Here is a 15,579-nt window from a genome sequence, read left to right on the forward strand (position 1 = left end):
GCAGCCCTCTCCCCGCCCGCGGGGAGAGGAGAAACCCGCGCCATTTTCTTCTCACGACTTCCGCCGAAATCGACTGCCGCCGAGAATCGAGAAGGGCAGGCGGCCCGTGACGAGCCGCCTGCCCCTACCATTGTAGAAACCGCCTCGGGCCGGCCCTCATCATCGGGCCGACCCCGCCTTCACCCGCCGCTCAGCTGCAGCCGGTCGTGCTGCCGCAGGTGTCGCACTTCAGGCAGGTGCCGTTCCGCACCAGGGTGAAGTTGGCGCATTCCGGGCAGGCCTCGCCGACATACCCCTTCATCTTGGCCTCGGCGCGGCGGTCCGAGACGCTGCGGACGGGGGCTGCCTCCGGCTTGGCCAAGTCCGCTTTGGCGAAGGGCAGGGCCTCCACCAGCGCCTCGACCTTCCCGGCGAGCGAGGGTTCGGTCTTGAGCGCCACCGCACCCCGCACCGCGTGGACGGAGCCGCCGGCCGGCGCCGACTGGCCGGTGGCCGGGGCGGCGACGCCGGGGGTCGTGCCGCCGGGGCCGCCGTGGATCAGGGTCAGCCGGTCGCCGGAGCCCCGCAGCAGGCCGCGGGAGACGACGTTGTGGGCCGGCACCGAATCCGAGGCGCTGGGCTTGGCCGGCGTGACGCCGGTCGCCGTGTTGCCGATCTCCGAGAGGTCGACATGGGCGAGGTCGTTGCGGCCGAGATACGAGATCGCCAGTTCGCGGAAGACGTAGTCGAGCACCGAGGTGGCGTTCTTGATCGCGTCGTTGCCCTGCACGAAGCCGGCCGGCTCGAACCGGGTGAAGGTGAAGGCGTCGACGTACTCCTCCAGCGGCACGCCGTATTGCAGGCCGAGCGAGACCGAGATCGCGAAGTTGTTGATGAAGGCCCGGAGCGCCGAGCCCTCCTTGTTCATGTCGAGGAAGATCTCGCCCAGCCGCCCGTCGTCGTACTCGCCGGTGCGCAGGAAGATGGTGTGGCCGCCGATCTTGGCCTTCTGGGTGTAGCCCTTGCGGCGGCTCGGCAGCTTCTCCTGGGAGCGCAGGCGCTCGACGCGCTCGACGATCCGCTCGACGATCTTCTCCGTCACCGCGACGGTCTTCGCCACCGCCGGCTGGGCCAGCAGCGCCTCGACGGTGTCCTCCTCGTCCTCCGACTCGTCGCTGATGAGCGCGGCGTTGAGGGGCTGCGACAGCTTCGAGCCGTCGCGGTAGAGGGCGTTGGCCTTGAGCGCCAGGGTCCAGGACAGCCGGTAGGCGTTCTTGCAATCCTCGACCGTGGCGTCGTTCGGCATGTTGATGGTCTTGGAGATCGCCCCCGAGATGAAGGGCTGCGCCGCCGCCATCATGCGGATGTGGCTCTCGACCGAGAGGTAGCGCTTGCCGATCCGGCCGCACGGATTGGCGCAGTCGAAGACCGGGTAGTGCTCAAACTTGAGGTGCGGCGCACCCTCGAGCGTCATCGCCCCGCAGACGTGGACGTTGGCGGCCTCGATGTCCTTGCGGCTGAAGCCCAGGAAGGTCAGCAGGTCGAAGGACGGGTCGGCGAGCCTGTCGGCCGGCACCTTCAGGGTCTGGGTGAGGAAGTCCTCGCCCAGCGTCCAGCGGTTGAACACGAACTTGATGTCGAAGGCCGACTTCAGGCCCGCCTCGACCGCCGCGATCTTGTCGTCGGTGAAGCCCTTGGCCCGCAAGCTCCCGGGGTTGATCGCCGGCGCCTGGCCGAGCGAGCCGTGGCCGACGGCGTAGGCCTCGATCTCGGCGATCTCGGCCTCGCGGTAGCCGAGGGTGCGGAGCGCGTCCGGCACCGCCCGGTTGATGATCTTGAAGTAGCCGCCGCCGGCGAGCTTCTTGAACTTCACCAGCGCGAAGTCGGGCTCGATGCCGGTGGTGTCGCAATCCATCACGAGGCCGATCGTGCCGGTCGGCGCGATCACGGTGGACTGGGCGTTGCGGAAGCCGTGCTCCTCGCCGAGCTGCAGCGCCCGGTCCCAGGCCGCCTTCGCGTGCTCCACCAGCTCGCCCTGCGGGCAGCCGGCATGGTCGAGGGGGACGGGGTTGGTGTTGAGGAACTCGTAGCCCGCGGCGTCGCCGTGGGCGGCCCGGCGATGGTTGCGGATCACCCGCAGCATCGCGTCGGCATTCTCCTCGTAGGCCGGGAACGGCCCGAGCTCCTTCGCCATCTCGGCCGAGGTGGCGTAGGACACGCCCGTCATGATCGCGGTGAGCGCGCCGGCGAGCGCCCGGCCCTCACGGGAATCGTAGGGCAGGCCCATGGTCATCAGCAGGCCGCCGATATTGGCGTAGCCGAGGCCGAGGGTCCGGTACTTGTAGGAGAGGTCGGCGATCTCGCGGCTCGGGAACTGCGCCATCAGCACCGAGATCTCGAGGACCACGGTCCAGAGCCGGCACAGGTGCTCGTAGCCCTCGACGTCGAACCGCTTCGCGCTCCGGTCGTAGAGCGCCAGCAGGTTCGCCGAGGCGAGGTTGCAGGCGGTGTCGTCGAGGAACATGTACTCGGAGCACGGGTTCGAGGCCCGGATCCGCCCGCCCGCCGGGCAGGTGTGCCAGTCGTTCATCGTGGTGTTGAAGTGCAGGCCCGGATCGGCCGAGGCCCAGGCGGCCTCCGCGATCTTCTCCCACAGGTCGGCGGCCTTCACGGTCTTCGCGACCTTGCCGGTCGTGCGCTGGCTCAGCGTCCAGTCCGCATCCGCATCGACCGCGCGCAGGAAGTCGTCGGTGAGCGAGACCGAGTTGTTCGAGTTCTGGCCGGCCACCGTGAGGTAGGCCTCGGAATCCCAGTCGGTGTCGTAGATCGGGAACGAGATGTCGGTGTAGCCCTGGCGGGCGTACTGGATCACCCGCTTGATCGCGGCGTCCGGCACCATCGACTTGCGGGCGCTCCTCACCTCGCGCTTCAGCGCCGGGTTGCGCTCCGGATCGAAGCAGGCGTCGCCGGCGGCCTCGCAGTTGACGCAGGCCTTCATCACCGCCTTGAGGTGCCTGGACACAACCTTGGAGCCGGTGACGAGGGCGGCGACCTTCTGCTCCTCCTTGACCTTCCAGTCGATGAAGGCCTCGACGTCCGGATGGTCGATGTCGACGATCACCATCTTGGCGGCGCGGCGCGTCGTGCCGCCCGACTTGATGGCGCCGGCGGCCCGGTCGCCGATCTTGAGGAAGCTCATCAGGCCCGAGGACTTGCCGCCGCCGGCGAGCTTCTCGTTCTCGCCGCGCAGGCGCGAGAAGTTCGAGCCGGTGCCCGAGCCGTACTTGAACAGGCGGGCCTCCCGCACCCACAGGTCCATGATGCCGCCCTCGTTGACGAGGTCGTCGGCGACGGACTGGATGAAGCAGGCGTGGGGCTGCGGGTGCTCGTAGGCGGTCGCCGACTGGGTCAGCTCGCCGGTCCTGTAGTCGACGTAGAAGTGCCCCTGCGCGGGGCCGTCGATGCCGTAGGCCCAGTGCAGGCCGGTGTTGAACCATTGCGGCGAGTTCGGCGCCACCATCTGGCGGGCGAGCATCGCGCGCAGCTCGTCGTGGAACGCCGCCGCGTCCTCCTCGCTCGAGAAGTAGCCGCCCTTCCAGCCCCAGTAGGTCCAGCAGCCGGCAAGCCGGTCGAAGACTTGCACGGCCGAGGTCTCGGAGCCGGTGCGCTCACCCTCGGGGAGGGCGTCGAGCGCCGCCTCGTCGGGCACCGAGCGCCACAGGAACGAGGGGACGCCGTTCTCCTCGACCTTCTTCAGCGCCTTCGGCACGCCGGCCTTGCGGAAGTACTTCTGGGCCAGCACGTCGCAGGCGACCTGGCTCCAGGCCTCCGGCACGTCGATGCCCTCGAGGCGGAACACCACCGACCCGTCAGGGTTGCGGATCTCGCTCACCGCCTTGCGGAACGGGATGCTGGCGTAGGGCGACTGCCCGGCAGTGGTGATGCGACGCTCGAACCGCATGGGATACTCTCCGGTCACGAACAGCCGGGGACCGCCCGCAGGGAAGCGGGGTCCGCCGGATACGAGGAATGGCGGGGCGCTGGAGGCTCGGTGGACGCGCACGAGCCCCGCTCGGGAACGCCCGTCCTATGCCCTGGAAACTACCGACCCTGGCGGCCACACGTCAACAACTAGTGTCGACGGACTCCGTTCCTCCCTACATATAGTGTTAAGGGCCGGATTCCTGTGGATAGCGGCGAACCCCCGCCTAAGGCCGCGGCGGGCTTCGCGGAATCGCCGCGGGGCTGATCCCCGCCCACAGCCCGCGGGCCAGTGGACCACCGACTTGTTCACAGATCGTTGCCGATTCCGGGGCCGGGCGGGCCTCCGGCCGGGGGCCCCGGCACGGATTCCCGCTGCGACGCGGGACGCGCTGGACATCCGGGGGCCATCTCACCATAGTCCCGCGCGACGTAAGGGGGGCCTCCCTCCCATTCCCGGGGGCGTTAGCCCAGAGACGGTCGCGATGGCGCTGAAAGACACCCTGCTTCGGATCTTCACCTGGTGGAGCGGCTCGACCGTCAGCCTGGAATTTTACACCAAGCGCCGCGGCAGCTTCGTGGGCACGGACGAGCTCGGCAACCGCTACTACCGGGCGCAGGGCCCGCTGATCGACGCCTCGGTCGGCTCGGAGCGGCGCTGGGTCATCTACAACGGCTACGCCGACGCCTCGAAGGTGCCGCCGGGCTGGCGCGGCTGGCTGTGCCACGCCACCGACGTGGCCCCCTCCGAGGAATCTTACGTCCCGCGCGAGTGGCAGAAGCCGCACGAGGAGAACCTCACCGGCACCGTGGCGGCCTACCGGCCGCGCGGCTCGCAGCTCTCCTACGGCCAGCGGCCGGCGGCGACCGGCGACTACGTGCCGTGGGTGCCGGGCGAGTAGCGCGCCGCCCTTTTTCCACCATCCTCCGGGTGTCTACCGCGGGCCGACCGAGGGGCGCCCGCGCGCCCGCGTGATTCGGGCGCGAGAGGCCGGCAGTCCTCGGCGACGGGCCTTCACGACGAGCCGGGAGCGATTGGGTTTTGAGCCGCATGACCGCACGCCGCGCCGTGGGCGCCTTCCTGGTTCTGGGCTGCGCGCTCCCGGGCCTCCTCAGCGTGCCGGCCCGGGCCGACAAGATCCGCAACCCGACCGCGGTGTTCGCCGGCCTCGACAAGATCACCGGCCGCACCGTCTCCTTCGAGGTGGCGGTGGACGAGACGGTGCAGTTCGGCGCGCTCCAGCTCACCCCGCGGGTCTGCTACACGCGGCCCCCGACCGAGAGCGCCAAGACCACCGCCTTCCTGGAGGTCGACGAGGTCACCCTCGAGAACAAGTACCGGCGGATCTTCACCGGCTGGATGTTCGCCTCGAGCCCCGGCCTGCACGCGATCGAGCACCCGATCTACGACGTGTGGCTGGTCGACTGCAAAGGCGGCACCGAGCTCGTCGCCGAGCCCAAGGAGCAGGAGGATGCCCCGGTGGCCGCCGCCAAGCCCGAGGGCCGCAAGCGCCGCGAGCAGGCGCGCGGCGGCGAGGACCAGCCGCGGGCCCGCCAGGTCAACCGCCAGGGCCAGGTCGACGTCGAGCCCCTGCGCGGCACGCCGGTGCAGCCGCGCCAGACGCCGTCGCGGCGCTTCTTCCCGACCAATGACGGCCCGATGCCCATCGGCGCCGACCCGATGAACCCGAACCCGCGCTGAGGCGGGCGGGGCGAAACATCGCTCCCAAGAGGTTCGCGCCCGACGCGTCGCGCGGGCGAGGAGACCGGACGCCGCCGCAATCGTCGGCCTGCAGCGATACACTCCCCAGGAGCAGTGCGGCAGTCGAGGCGGCGCCGCACGAGATCGGGTCGACTGGGTCACCTGGCGGAACGCCGCCCGGCATCCTCGTCCCGGTCGCCTCGATACTCGCGAAAGTCATCCCGGCGCGATCCCCATCAAGTCGCCCGGCGAGATCGCGGCTGCGCCGAAATACGGCGAGAAATTTTTCGATTGAGAGTCTCAGCGACTGTTGAGGCCGGCATCATCGCCTTGCCCGATCGCCCGCTCACCTGATCCTGTTCTCTGCGTCCGGCGATCTCGCGACTGCGACCGCGCCCGCATCCGACGCTCGCCCGCGGCGGAACACGCCGTCTCCCCCTGCGGAACCGTCCGCGACACGCCCGGTTGTCCGGCGCCTCGCGGCTGCACGTTCGGGCCGTCGCGATAATCCCGACGACGGAAACGGATTCTCCGATGACCCCTCAATTCTGGCTCTGGCTGGGCTTTTCCGGCATGAGCGTGGGCGCCGCCCTCATCCTGTTCATCGGCAAGAGGCGCACCCGCGCGGAAGAAGCCGACACGATCATCCACGGCCTGGTGCCGATCATCGCCGCCTGCTCGTACCTGGCGATGGCCTCGGGGCAGGGGAGCGTCGTGCTGCCGGCCGGGCCGGATGCCGGGGCGGCGACCCGGGCGTTCTACTTCGCCCGCTACATCGACTGGTCCTTCACCACGCCGCTCCTGCTGCTCGGCCTCGCCAACACCGCGATGCACAGCGGGATGCGCCGCCCGGCGATCGTGTGGGGCATGATCGGCTCCGACCTGATCATGATCGTCACCGCCTTCGTGTTCGGCCTCACCCAGGTGGCGTGGCTGAAATGGACCTGGTTCGCGATCTCCTGCGGCGCGTTCCTCGGGGTCTATTACGGCATCTTCGTGCAGCTGCGCGAGGAGAACGCCCGCGAGCGCGACGACGTCCGCGCCGCCTTCCTGCGCAACGCCGTGTTCCTGTCGGTGGTCTGGCTCGCCTACCCGGTCGTGCTGCTGCTGGGCGACGACGGCCTCGGCCTGCTCGGGCCGGCGCTCGGCCTCGGCATCATCGCGATCCTCGATCTCGTCGCGAAGGTCGTCTACGGGCTGATGGCGACGATGCAGACCGCCAAGCGCGTCGAGCGCGACCTGCGCGAGGGTCATCCGGTCGCGGGCGGGGCGGGGCGGCCCCACCTCGCGGCGGCGGAGTAGGCGCGGTGGCGCGCCGGCCCGCCCCGTTCCCGGCGCCGGCCGGCGCGCGGACGCTCGCCGTCCCGGCGGCCTCGCCGCCGCGTCCGGGCCGGGGAGCGGCGTCCTGCCTGCTCCCCGCCTGCGCCGTGCTCCTCGCGGCGACCGCGCTCCTGCCGCGGGAGGCCGGCTGGGCCGCGGTGCTCGTCCTGGTGATCGGGCTCGGGGTGCCGCACGGCGCCCTCGACGGCGAGGTGGCGAAGCCCTTCCTCCGGCCGCGGTTCGGCCGGGCCTGGTTCCCGGTCTTCGCCGCGCCCTACCTCGCGCTCACCGCCGCGGTGCTGACCGCCTGGAGGCTGGCGCCGGAGGCGACGCTCGCGGGATTCCTCGGCCTCTCGGTCCTGCATTTCGGCCACGAGGATGCCGGGCCCGGGCAGCCCGTCGAGGCCCTGGTGCGCGGCGGCCTGCCGATCGCGCTCCCGGCCCTGGTGCGGCCGGACGAGACCGCCCGGATCTTCGCGGTGGTGACCGATACCGCGATGCCGGTCCTGCCCGTCTGGTGGACGGCGTCCGCCTTGATCTGGCTCGGCCTCGCCGTCGCCTGGCTGTGCCGGCGCAGGCCCGCGCCCGGGCTCCTCGGCGAGCTCGCGGCCTTGAGCCTCGCCTTCCTGGTCCTGCCGCCGCTCAGCGCCTTCGGGCTCTACTTCGTCTGCCTGCACGCGCCGCGGCACATGCGGGCGCTCGCCGCCGATCCGGCCCGGGCTCCGGCGGTCGACGGCATGGCCCGGGCGGTGGTGCTGTCCCTGCCGGTCTTCGGGCTGACGCTCCTGATCGGGCTCCTCCTGTGGCCGACCTACCCGCAGGCGGGCGCGGCCGGGCGACTGCTCGCGCTCACGCTCCAGCTCCTCGCGGCGCTGACGCTGCCGCACCTGCTGCTGGACCGGTGGGTGGAGGGGAGGGGCCCGGCCTGACGCCGTTCCGCCTCAATCGATCCCGAACAGCCGCTCCAGGAAATTCTTGTCCTCCCGCGTCGGCCCGCCGCCGCGCTGAGGCGCCGGCTGCCGGGCCGGGGGCTGGCCGCCGCCGACGAGGTCGTCGATCAGGCCGCCGAGGGTCTGCGGCTCGCCGGGGCTGGCGGCGGCGACCGCGGCGCCGGTGGCGCGGCGCCAGCGGGCGGCACCGGGGAGCGGCACCGGCTTGTCGCCGCGCAGGGCCGCGGTCATGACGCGGTTCCAGACCTCGACCGGCAGGTTGCCGCCGGAGACCCGCTTCGTCGGCTCGCCGTCGTCGTTGCCGAGCCAGACCCCGGTGACGAGCGTGCCGGAGAAGCCGACCACCCAGGCATCGCGAAAGTCCTGGCTGGTGCCGGTCTTGCCGGCGAGGTCCCAGCCCGGGATGTCGCCCTTCTTGGCGGTGCCGCTGACGAAGACCTCGTGCATCATCGCGTTCATCATGCCGACCGCGTTCGGCTCGATCACCCGGCCGAGGCCGCTCGGGCCGCGCTTGTAGACGGTGCGGCCGTCGACGGTCTTCACGCTCGCGATCACGTAGGGGATCACCCCCATGCCGCCATTGGCGAAGGCCGCGTAGGCGCCGACGAGCTCGAGCGGGGTGACCTCGGAGGTGCCGAGCGCGATCGAGGCGTTGGCCTGGAGCGGCGACGTGATGCCGAGGCGCTGCGCCGTCTGCACCACCGCCTTCGGGCCGACCTCCATGCCGAGTCGCACCGCCACGGTGTTGAGCGAGTGGGCGAGCGCGTCGCGCAAGGTCACCGGACCGCTGTAGTTGCGCGAGTAGTTCTCCGGGTTCCAGCCCTTGATGTTGATCGGCGCGTCCTCCCGCACCGTGTCGGGGGTCAGGCCGCGCTCGATCGCCGCGAGGTAGACGAAGGGCTTGAAGGCCGAGCCGGGCTGGCGCTTGGCGGTGGTGGCGCGGTTGAACTGGCTCTGGGCGTAGTCGCGCCCGCCGATCAGCGCGCGGATCGCCCCGTCCGGCCGCATCGACACGACGGCGCCCTGGCCGACGTTGAAGCGCCCGCCCTTCTGGTTCAGCTCGTCGACCAGCGCCCGCTCGGCCACCGCCTGGAGCGCGGGATCGACGGTGGTCTGGACCGCGACGTCGCTCTCGATCTTGCCGACGTAGTCGTCGAGCACGTCCATCACGAGGTCGGCGACGTAGTTGGCCGAGCCGCCGCCCTTCGCCCTCGCGGGCTTGGCCGGCTGGGCCAGCGCGACCTTCACGTCGGCCGGCTTGGCAAAGCCCAGTTCCTGCATCGCCGCCAGCACCTGGGCGGCGCGGGCCTGCGCGGCCGGCAGGTTGCGGTTGGGCGCCAGCCGCGAGGGCGCCTGGACGAGGCCGCCGAGCATCGCGGCCTCGGCCAACGTCACGTCCTTGGCGGGCTTGGCGAAGTAGCGTTGGGCGGCGGCCTCGACGCCGTAGGCGCCGGCGCCGAAATAGACCCGGTTGAGGTAGAGTTCGAGGATCTCGTCCTTGGTGTACTTGTGCTCGAGCCAGAGCGCCAGGATCGCCTCCTGGATCTTGCGCGAGGCGGTGCGCTCCTGGGTCAGGAAGAGGTTCTTGGCGAGCTGCTGGGTCAGGGTCGAGCCGCCCTGCGCCACGCCGCGGCGGGTCAGGTTCTGGCCGATGGCGCGGGCGATGCCGATCGGGTCGATGCCCATGTGGCCGTAGAAGCGCCGGTCCTCGATCGCCACGAAGGCGCGGGGCAGGTAGGGCGGCAATTCGCGGATGCTCACCGTGCGCCCGCCGGTCTCGCCGCGATTGGCCAGCAGCGAGCCGTCGGCGGCCAGGATCGCGATGTTGGGCGGGCGCTTGGGCACCGCGAGCTGGTCGATCGGCGGCAGCTGCGAGGCGTGGTAGGCGACGATGCCGGCGACCGCCACCAGGCCCCAGAGACCCAGGATCACCGTGCCGTAGACGAGGGTGCCGAGGAACGAGCGCCGCCGGCGCCGCGGCGCGGCCGGTGCCGCGCGGGCGGCCCGCTTCGGCGGCGCCTTGGCCGCCTTGCCGGACCCCTTGGATGCGCCCTTGGATGCGCCCTTGGATGCTCCGTTGGCCACGCCGCCCCCCGCCCGGTCGCCGCGCGAGAGGCGCAGGTCGAGGGAGGCCGGGTCCGCCGGCCCGTCCGCCTCGAACCGCGGCTCGACCCGACCTGTCCGCTCGCGACCCTTCGCCATTCCGCCGTGTTCCCCTTCGCCCCCGGACGAGCCGGCCCGCGCGGGGCACTCAAGAGACGTTAAATGAGGCGGGTTTAAGGGCCGTTAACCGAAACTTTGTCAAATAAACTCCGTGACTTACGCGATCGACCCGGCGGCTGCGGCAAGCCGTGCCGGAACGGCGCCCATCCGCGAGCGTTGCGGTGGCTCTGACAAGGAGCCGACATGCTGCACCTGCTGGTGGCGGACGGGAACGACCGGGCCGGCCGCGAGAAGCACCTTACGGTCTGCGACAAGACCTCCGCCCAGACCTATGCGGGCATCCTGACGACCCTGGCGCCGGACGCGATCTGCCACCTCGTCGCCCCGGCCGATGCCGACGCGGTGCTGCCCCACGCGCTGTCCGATTGCGACGCCCTGGTCCTCACCGGCTCGACCCTGCACGTCGAGGAGGGCGGCCCCGCCGTGACCCGGCAATGCGACCTGGTACGGGCGGCGCTGGAGGCGGGCATCCCGGTCTTCGGCTCGTGCTGGGGCGTGCAGGTGGCGGCGACGATCGCGGGGGGCCGGGCCGCCCGCAACCCGCGGGGCCCCGAATACGGGCTCGCCCGCGCCATCAGCCGGACCGAAGGAGGAAGGGGGCATCCGCTGCTCGACGGGCGCCCGCCGGCCTGGGACGCGCCCGCGATCCACGACGACGCGGTGATCGAGCCGCCGCCGGGGAGCACGGTGCTCGCCGGCAACGACCGCCTCGACGTCCAGGCGATCGAGATCCGCCTCGGCGACGGCGTATTCTGGGGCACGCAGTACCATCCCGAGCTCGACCTCGACGAGGTCGCGGCGATGCTGCGGCTCTCGGCGCAAGGCGTGGTCGAGGCCGGACTGTGCGCCGACGAGGCGGCGCTGCACGCCTACGCGGACGCCTTGCGCGACCTGCACCGCGATCCCGAGGGCCGGCCCGACCTCGCCTGGCGCCTCGGCGTCGCCGCCGAGGTGCTGGTGCCGGAGCGGCGCCGGCGCGAGATCCGCAACTTCCTCGACCGGGTCGTCCGGCCGCGGGCCGGGGAACGGCGCTGACGGTTCAGGCCGTGCGGACCGGCGCGAGGTGCGGCGCGGCCGGCGCCCGCTCCTCGCCGACGAGGTGGAAGGCGGCCGGGCGGCGGAACAGGAACCGCGCCGGGGTGTGGCGCACCAGCCGCTCGATGCCGAGCGGCAGGGCCACCGCGGTCACCGTCACGAGGAGCGAGACCAGCCCGACATCGTCGATGATCCCGCTCCTCACGAGCAGCGTGCGCAGGGCGGCCATCGGCAGGAAGAAGGCGAGGTAGATCACGATCGAGCGCTCGCCGCAGGCCCGCAGCGCTTCCGTGACCGGGCCGCCGGCCTTCGTCAGCAGCGCCGCGGTCGCCACGATCGCGAGCGCGCCGGCCGCCCCCAGCACCAGGCTGATTCCGGGCAGGCTCGCGAGCGTCGGGTGGGATGGGAAGCCCGTGGCCGTGAAGGTGAAGACGCCCTCGACCAGCGCCCAGGCCGCGAGCCCGAGGAGCGCGAGGCCGGCCCTCGCCCGCACCACGTCGGCGAGCGCGAAGATCCGGGACGCGAAGAGGGTGCCGGCGACGAAGTAGACGAAGCGCCCGCAGAACTCGTCGATCAGGGTCGAGCCGGTATGGATCGGGGCGAGCTGCAGGAGCGCCGCGCCGATCAGCAGCAGCGGGCCGGGCACCCGGCGCAGCAGCTTCACGGCGACCGAGAACACCGCCAGCAGGTAGATGAACCACAGGGTCGAGTACGGCTCGACCAGCCCGTAGGCGAGGTGGGCGAGGAAGGCGCCGGGTCCCGCGCCCTCGGTGATCTGGCCGTACTTCACCGCCGACTGGAGCACGAGCCACAGCAGGTAGAAGTAGGCGAAGTGCACGATCCGCCGGTCGGCGAACAGCCGCCAGTCGCGGTCGACCACCCGGCCGAGGAACAGGCCGGAGAGGAGGAAGAAGTCGGGGATCCGGAACGGTTTGGCGAACTCCACGACGTGGTGCATGAAGCCTTCGCGCCCCATCGCCTCGCCAACTCCGAGGGTGGAGTGCATCATCACCACCAGGATGATGCAGATGCCCTTGGCGACGTCGACCCAGGCGAGGCGGCCCGGCTCCGCCGTTTGGCGCGGGCGCACCGGATCGTCCGGCCGGACCGAGAGGGCGGGTTCGGTGTTGGAGCGGGCGGACATCGGCGTCTCCACGAGGGCGATCCGAGGCTCGCACGCAGACGTAAAGAACCGGCCGGGGACGTCCGGTCGAATCGCGCGGAGATCCGCAAGGCGGCGTTCACCCTCTCACCGGGAACTCCGCTTCGAGTCCCGCCGCGTCCGGGTCATGCGCGTCGCGGCGTGGAAATCGTCCGGCTTCGTGCGAACCCAGTCGAGGAAGCGGGCGATCTCGGGCTCGGCCCGCAGGCTCTCGACGTCGCTGAGGCGCCGCGCCAGCTCGGCCTCGCTGTGGCGGGCGTGGATCGCCGAGTGGCAGATCTGGTGCAGCTGCACGGTCTCGCCGTGGGTGCCGCCCTTCAGCTTCGGCGTCAGGTGATGGCGGCTCTGGCGCGCGCCGGCCGGGATCGGCCGCTCGCAGAGCGGGCAGATCACGCTCGCGCGGGCATGCGGGCCGTGGGTGGAGGGGTCGTCGTCGCGCCAGCGCCGGTCACGGCGTCCCAAATCGGGCTCCTGCGGGGAAGGCTTGCGGGGAAGGCTTGCGGGGAAGGCTTGCGGGGAAGGGAGGTTCGCCGATCTATCTGGGTCGCCCGCCCCCGGTGCTTCAAGGCCGGCGCCGGGATGCCGCAGCGTCCCGGCGCAGGGGCGATTGACAAACCTCCTGCACCACAGGACAGTCGCCCCGTTACCGAGGGGAGCCCCGCCGACGGGGGCTGAGATTGGACGAGCGCGCGTCCTGACCCTTGAACCTGATCCGGTTCGTACCGGCGGAGGGACGGGAACCTGCCATGACCGACGTGACCCGTGCGTCCTCGCGCCTCGAGGCCGGATCGTCTCCCCGGGAGAGATCCATGAACGCACCCGCCTTCCCCCAAGGACTGCCCCACCGCGTCACCACCGGGCCGGTCACCGGCTCGGCCAAGGCCTACGCCTCGCCGAAGGAGCGCCCAGACCTCCGGGTGCCCTGCCGCGAGATCGCGCTCACCGACCCGGGCGAGGCCCCGGTGCGGGTCTACGACCCGTCCGGCCCCTACACCGAGGCCGACGCCCGCATCGACCTGAGCGCCGGGCTGCCGGAGGTCCGCGCCGGCTGGATCGCGGCCCGCGGCTACGGGGCGATCGCGCCGCGGGCGGTGCGGCCGGAGGATAACGGATTTGCCGCCGAGGACCGGCTGGTGGCGCCGTGCCCGGCCGCCCGCACCGTGCGGCGGGGCGAGGCCGGCCAGATGGTCACCCAGTACGAGTTCGCCCGGGCCGGGATCGTCACCGAGGAGATGATCTACGTCGCCCACCGGGAGAACCTGTGCCGCGACGCGATGCGGGCCGGCGCCGAGGCCAGGATCGCCGACGGCGAGGGCCACGGGGCCGCGATCCCGCCCTTCGTCACCCCCGAATTCGTCCGCGACGAGGTCGCCAGAGGCCGGGCGATCATCCCGGCCAACATCAACCACACCGAACTCGAGCCGATGGCGATCGGCCGCAACTTCCTCGTCAAGATCAACGCCAATATCGGCAACTCGGCGGTGACCTCCTCGGCCGCCGACGAGGTCGAGAAGATGGTGTGGGCGATCCGCTGGGGCGCCGACACGGTCATGGACCTGTCGACCGGCCGCAACATCCACAACATCCGCGGCTGGATCCTGCGCAACGCCCCCGTGCCGATCGGCACGGTGCCGATCTACCAGGCGCTGGAGAAGGTCGGCGGCGATCCGCTCAAGCTCGACTGGGAGGTGTTCAAGGATACCCTGATCGAGCAGGCCGAGCAGGGGGTGGACTACTTCACCATCCATGCCGGCGTGCGCCTCGCCCACGTGCCACTGACCGCGCGGCGGGTCACCGGCATCGTCTCGCGCGGCGGCTCGATCATGGCGCGCTGGTGCCTTGCCGGGCATCGGGAATCGTTCCTCTACGAGCGCTTCGAGGAGATCTGCGACATCTGCCGGGCCTACGACGTGTCGTTCTCGCTCGGCGACGGCCTGCGCCCGGGCTCGATCGCCGACGCCAACGACGCCGCGCAGTTCGCCGAGCTGGAGACTCTCGGGGAACTCACCAAGGTCGCCTGGGGCAAGGGCTGCCAGGTGATGATCGAAGGCCCCGGCCACGTGCCGATGCACAAGATCAAGGTCAACATGGAGAAGCAGCTCGCCGAGTGCGGCGAGGCGCCGTTCTACACCCTCGGCCCGCTCACCACCGACGTGGCGCCGGGCTACGACCACATCACGTCGGGCATCGGCGCGGCGATGATCGGCTGGTTCGGCACCGCGATGCTCTGCTACGTGACGCCGAAGGAGCATCTCGGCCTGCCGAACCGCGACGACGTGAAGACCGGCGTCATCACCTACAAGATCGCCGCCCACGCCGCCGACCTCGCCAAGGGCCACCCGGCGGCCCAAGTGCGGGACGACGCCCTGTCGCGGGCCCGGTTCGACTTCCGCTGGGAGGACCAGTTCAACCTCTCCCTCGACCCCGACACCGCCCGGGCCTACCACGACGAGACCCTGCCGAAGGACGCCCACAAGGTCGCGCATTTCTGCTCGATGTGCGGCCCGAAATTCTGCTCGATGAAGATCACCCAGGACCTGCGCGCCGACGTGCTGGCGATGGAGGCCGCGAGGGCCGTGGTCGGCGAGGCCACACCGCTCGACGAAGCGGCCCGCGCCGCCGGCATGGCCCAAAAATCGGCGGAATTTTTGGGAGACGGCGGGAGACTCTACGTCGATGCCGGCTGAGTGACACCCGCCGCGCCCCCGCGGATCGCCCGGGGGCGCGGTGGGCACGTCAGCCGGCACGCAGGCCGCCCAAGGACCCTCCAAGGACCCTCCATGTTGATGCAGGCCCAACAGGCCCCGCGCGACCAGGCCCCGCGGCCGGCCCCCGGACGATCGCGCCCGGGCTCGATCGTGCGCCGCCTCGTCGTCTTCGCCCTCGGCCTCGCGGTGCCGATCCTGATCTTCGGCGGCGTGGTCCTGTGGCAGTTCGCCGGTGCCGCCCGCGACCGCCTGGAGGCCGACGCCCTCGGGCGCGCCCGGATGGAGGCGGCGGCGGTCGACCGCGAGGTCGCGAGCCTGATCGCGACGCTCGAGGCGCTCAGCCTCTCGAACGCGCTGCAGCGCGGCGACGTGACGGCCTTCCGCGAGCAGGTGCAGGAGCTCTCCCGCCGCAGCGGCCTGCCGGCGACCCTGCGCGACCCCGACGGACGGCGGCTGATCGACCTCGGCAGCGAACCGATGCCCGAGCGCCTCGACGCGACGGACGAGGCGGCGCTCGCC

At 71.6% G+C, this 15,579-nt stretch carries 10 protein-coding genes and 1 riboswitch; of the genes, 6 read left to right on the plus strand and 4 right to left on the minus strand.

From position 1 onward, the window contains the following. Nucleotides 1–190: 190 nt before the first annotated feature. On the minus strand, nucleotides 191–3,940 hold the full coding sequence (locus DK419_RS23805; protein WP_109961292.1) for a vitamin B12-dependent ribonucleotide reductase: 3,750 nt from the start codon (nucleotides 3,938–3,940) through the stop codon (nucleotides 191–193). A 505-nt stretch (nucleotides 3,941–4,445) separates the two neighbouring features. Between DK419_RS23805 and DK419_RS23810 the strand changes: the two genes are divergently transcribed. The 4 genes from DK419_RS23810 (at nucleotide 4,446) to DK419_RS23825 (ending at nucleotide 7,911) form a co-directional block, all read left to right on the plus strand. Next, a complete protein-coding gene (locus DK419_RS23810) occupies nucleotides 4,446–4,862 on the plus strand; it encodes an NADH:ubiquinone oxidoreductase subunit NDUFA12 (protein ID WP_109961293.1) in 417 nt (138 codons plus the stop codon). Between the two features lie 140 nt (nucleotides 4,863–5,002). Beyond that, on the plus strand, nucleotides 5,003–5,662 hold the full coding sequence (locus tag DK419_RS23815) for a DUF2155 domain-containing protein (RefSeq protein WP_109961294.1): 660 nt from the start codon (nucleotides 5,003–5,005) through the stop codon (nucleotides 5,660–5,662). Between the two features lie 534 nt (nucleotides 5,663–6,196). After that, nucleotides 6,197–6,964, plus strand: coding sequence for a bacteriorhodopsin (locus tag DK419_RS23820; RefSeq protein WP_109961295.1), 768 nt, complete (start codon nucleotides 6,197–6,199; stop codon nucleotides 6,962–6,964). 5 nt (nucleotides 6,965–6,969) lie between these two features. Continuing rightward, entirely contained in the window at nucleotides 6,970–7,911 is a 942-nt protein-coding gene (locus DK419_RS23825) for a Brp/Blh family beta-carotene 15,15'-dioxygenase (RefSeq protein ID WP_245442669.1), read from the plus strand. 12 nt (nucleotides 7,912–7,923) lie between these two features. Here the strand turns inward: DK419_RS23825 and DK419_RS23830 are convergent, their stop codons facing one another. Further along, a complete protein-coding gene (locus tag DK419_RS23830; protein WP_109961296.1) occupies nucleotides 7,924–10,134 on the minus strand; it encodes a transglycosylase domain-containing protein in 2,211 nt (736 codons plus the stop codon). A 204-nt stretch (nucleotides 10,135–10,338) separates the two neighbouring features. On the opposite strand from DK419_RS23830, the gene DK419_RS23835 reads away from it, so the two are divergent. Then, nucleotides 10,339–11,190: a type 1 glutamine amidotransferase gene (locus DK419_RS23835; RefSeq protein ID WP_109961297.1), complete on the plus strand. Its 852-nt coding sequence runs from the start codon at nucleotides 10,339–10,341 to the stop codon at nucleotides 11,188–11,190. A gap of 4 nt (nucleotides 11,191–11,194) precedes the next feature. On the opposite strand, the gene DK419_RS23840 is transcribed toward DK419_RS23835, so the two are convergent. Further along, nucleotides 11,195–12,334, minus strand: coding sequence for an acyltransferase family protein (locus DK419_RS23840; RefSeq protein WP_109961298.1), 1,140 nt, complete (start codon nucleotides 12,332–12,334; stop codon nucleotides 11,195–11,197). A gap of 105 nt (nucleotides 12,335–12,439) precedes the next feature. Beyond that, the gene (locus DK419_RS23845) at nucleotides 12,440–12,814 is read right to left on the minus strand and encodes a restriction endonuclease (protein ID WP_109961299.1); all 375 of its coding nucleotides are present in this window, start codon (nucleotides 12,812–12,814) and stop codon (nucleotides 12,440–12,442) included. Nucleotides 12,815–12,991: 177 nt separating this feature from the next. Then, nucleotides 12,992–13,103: riboswitch (TPP riboswitch) on the plus strand. A 58-nt stretch (nucleotides 13,104–13,161) separates the two neighbouring features. On the opposite strand from DK419_RS23845, the gene thiC reads away from it, so the two are divergent. Beyond that, the gene (gene thiC / locus DK419_RS23850; protein WP_109961300.1) at nucleotides 13,162–15,039 is read left to right on the plus strand and encodes a phosphomethylpyrimidine synthase ThiC; all 1,878 of its coding nucleotides are present in this window, start codon (nucleotides 13,162–13,164) and stop codon (nucleotides 15,037–15,039) included. Nucleotides 15,040–15,579 lie beyond the last annotated feature (540 nt).

It is taken from the genome of Methylobacterium terrae (genome assembly GCF_003173755.1).
GTDB lineage: Bacteria > Pseudomonadota > Alphaproteobacteria > Rhizobiales > Beijerinckiaceae > Methylobacterium > Methylobacterium terrae.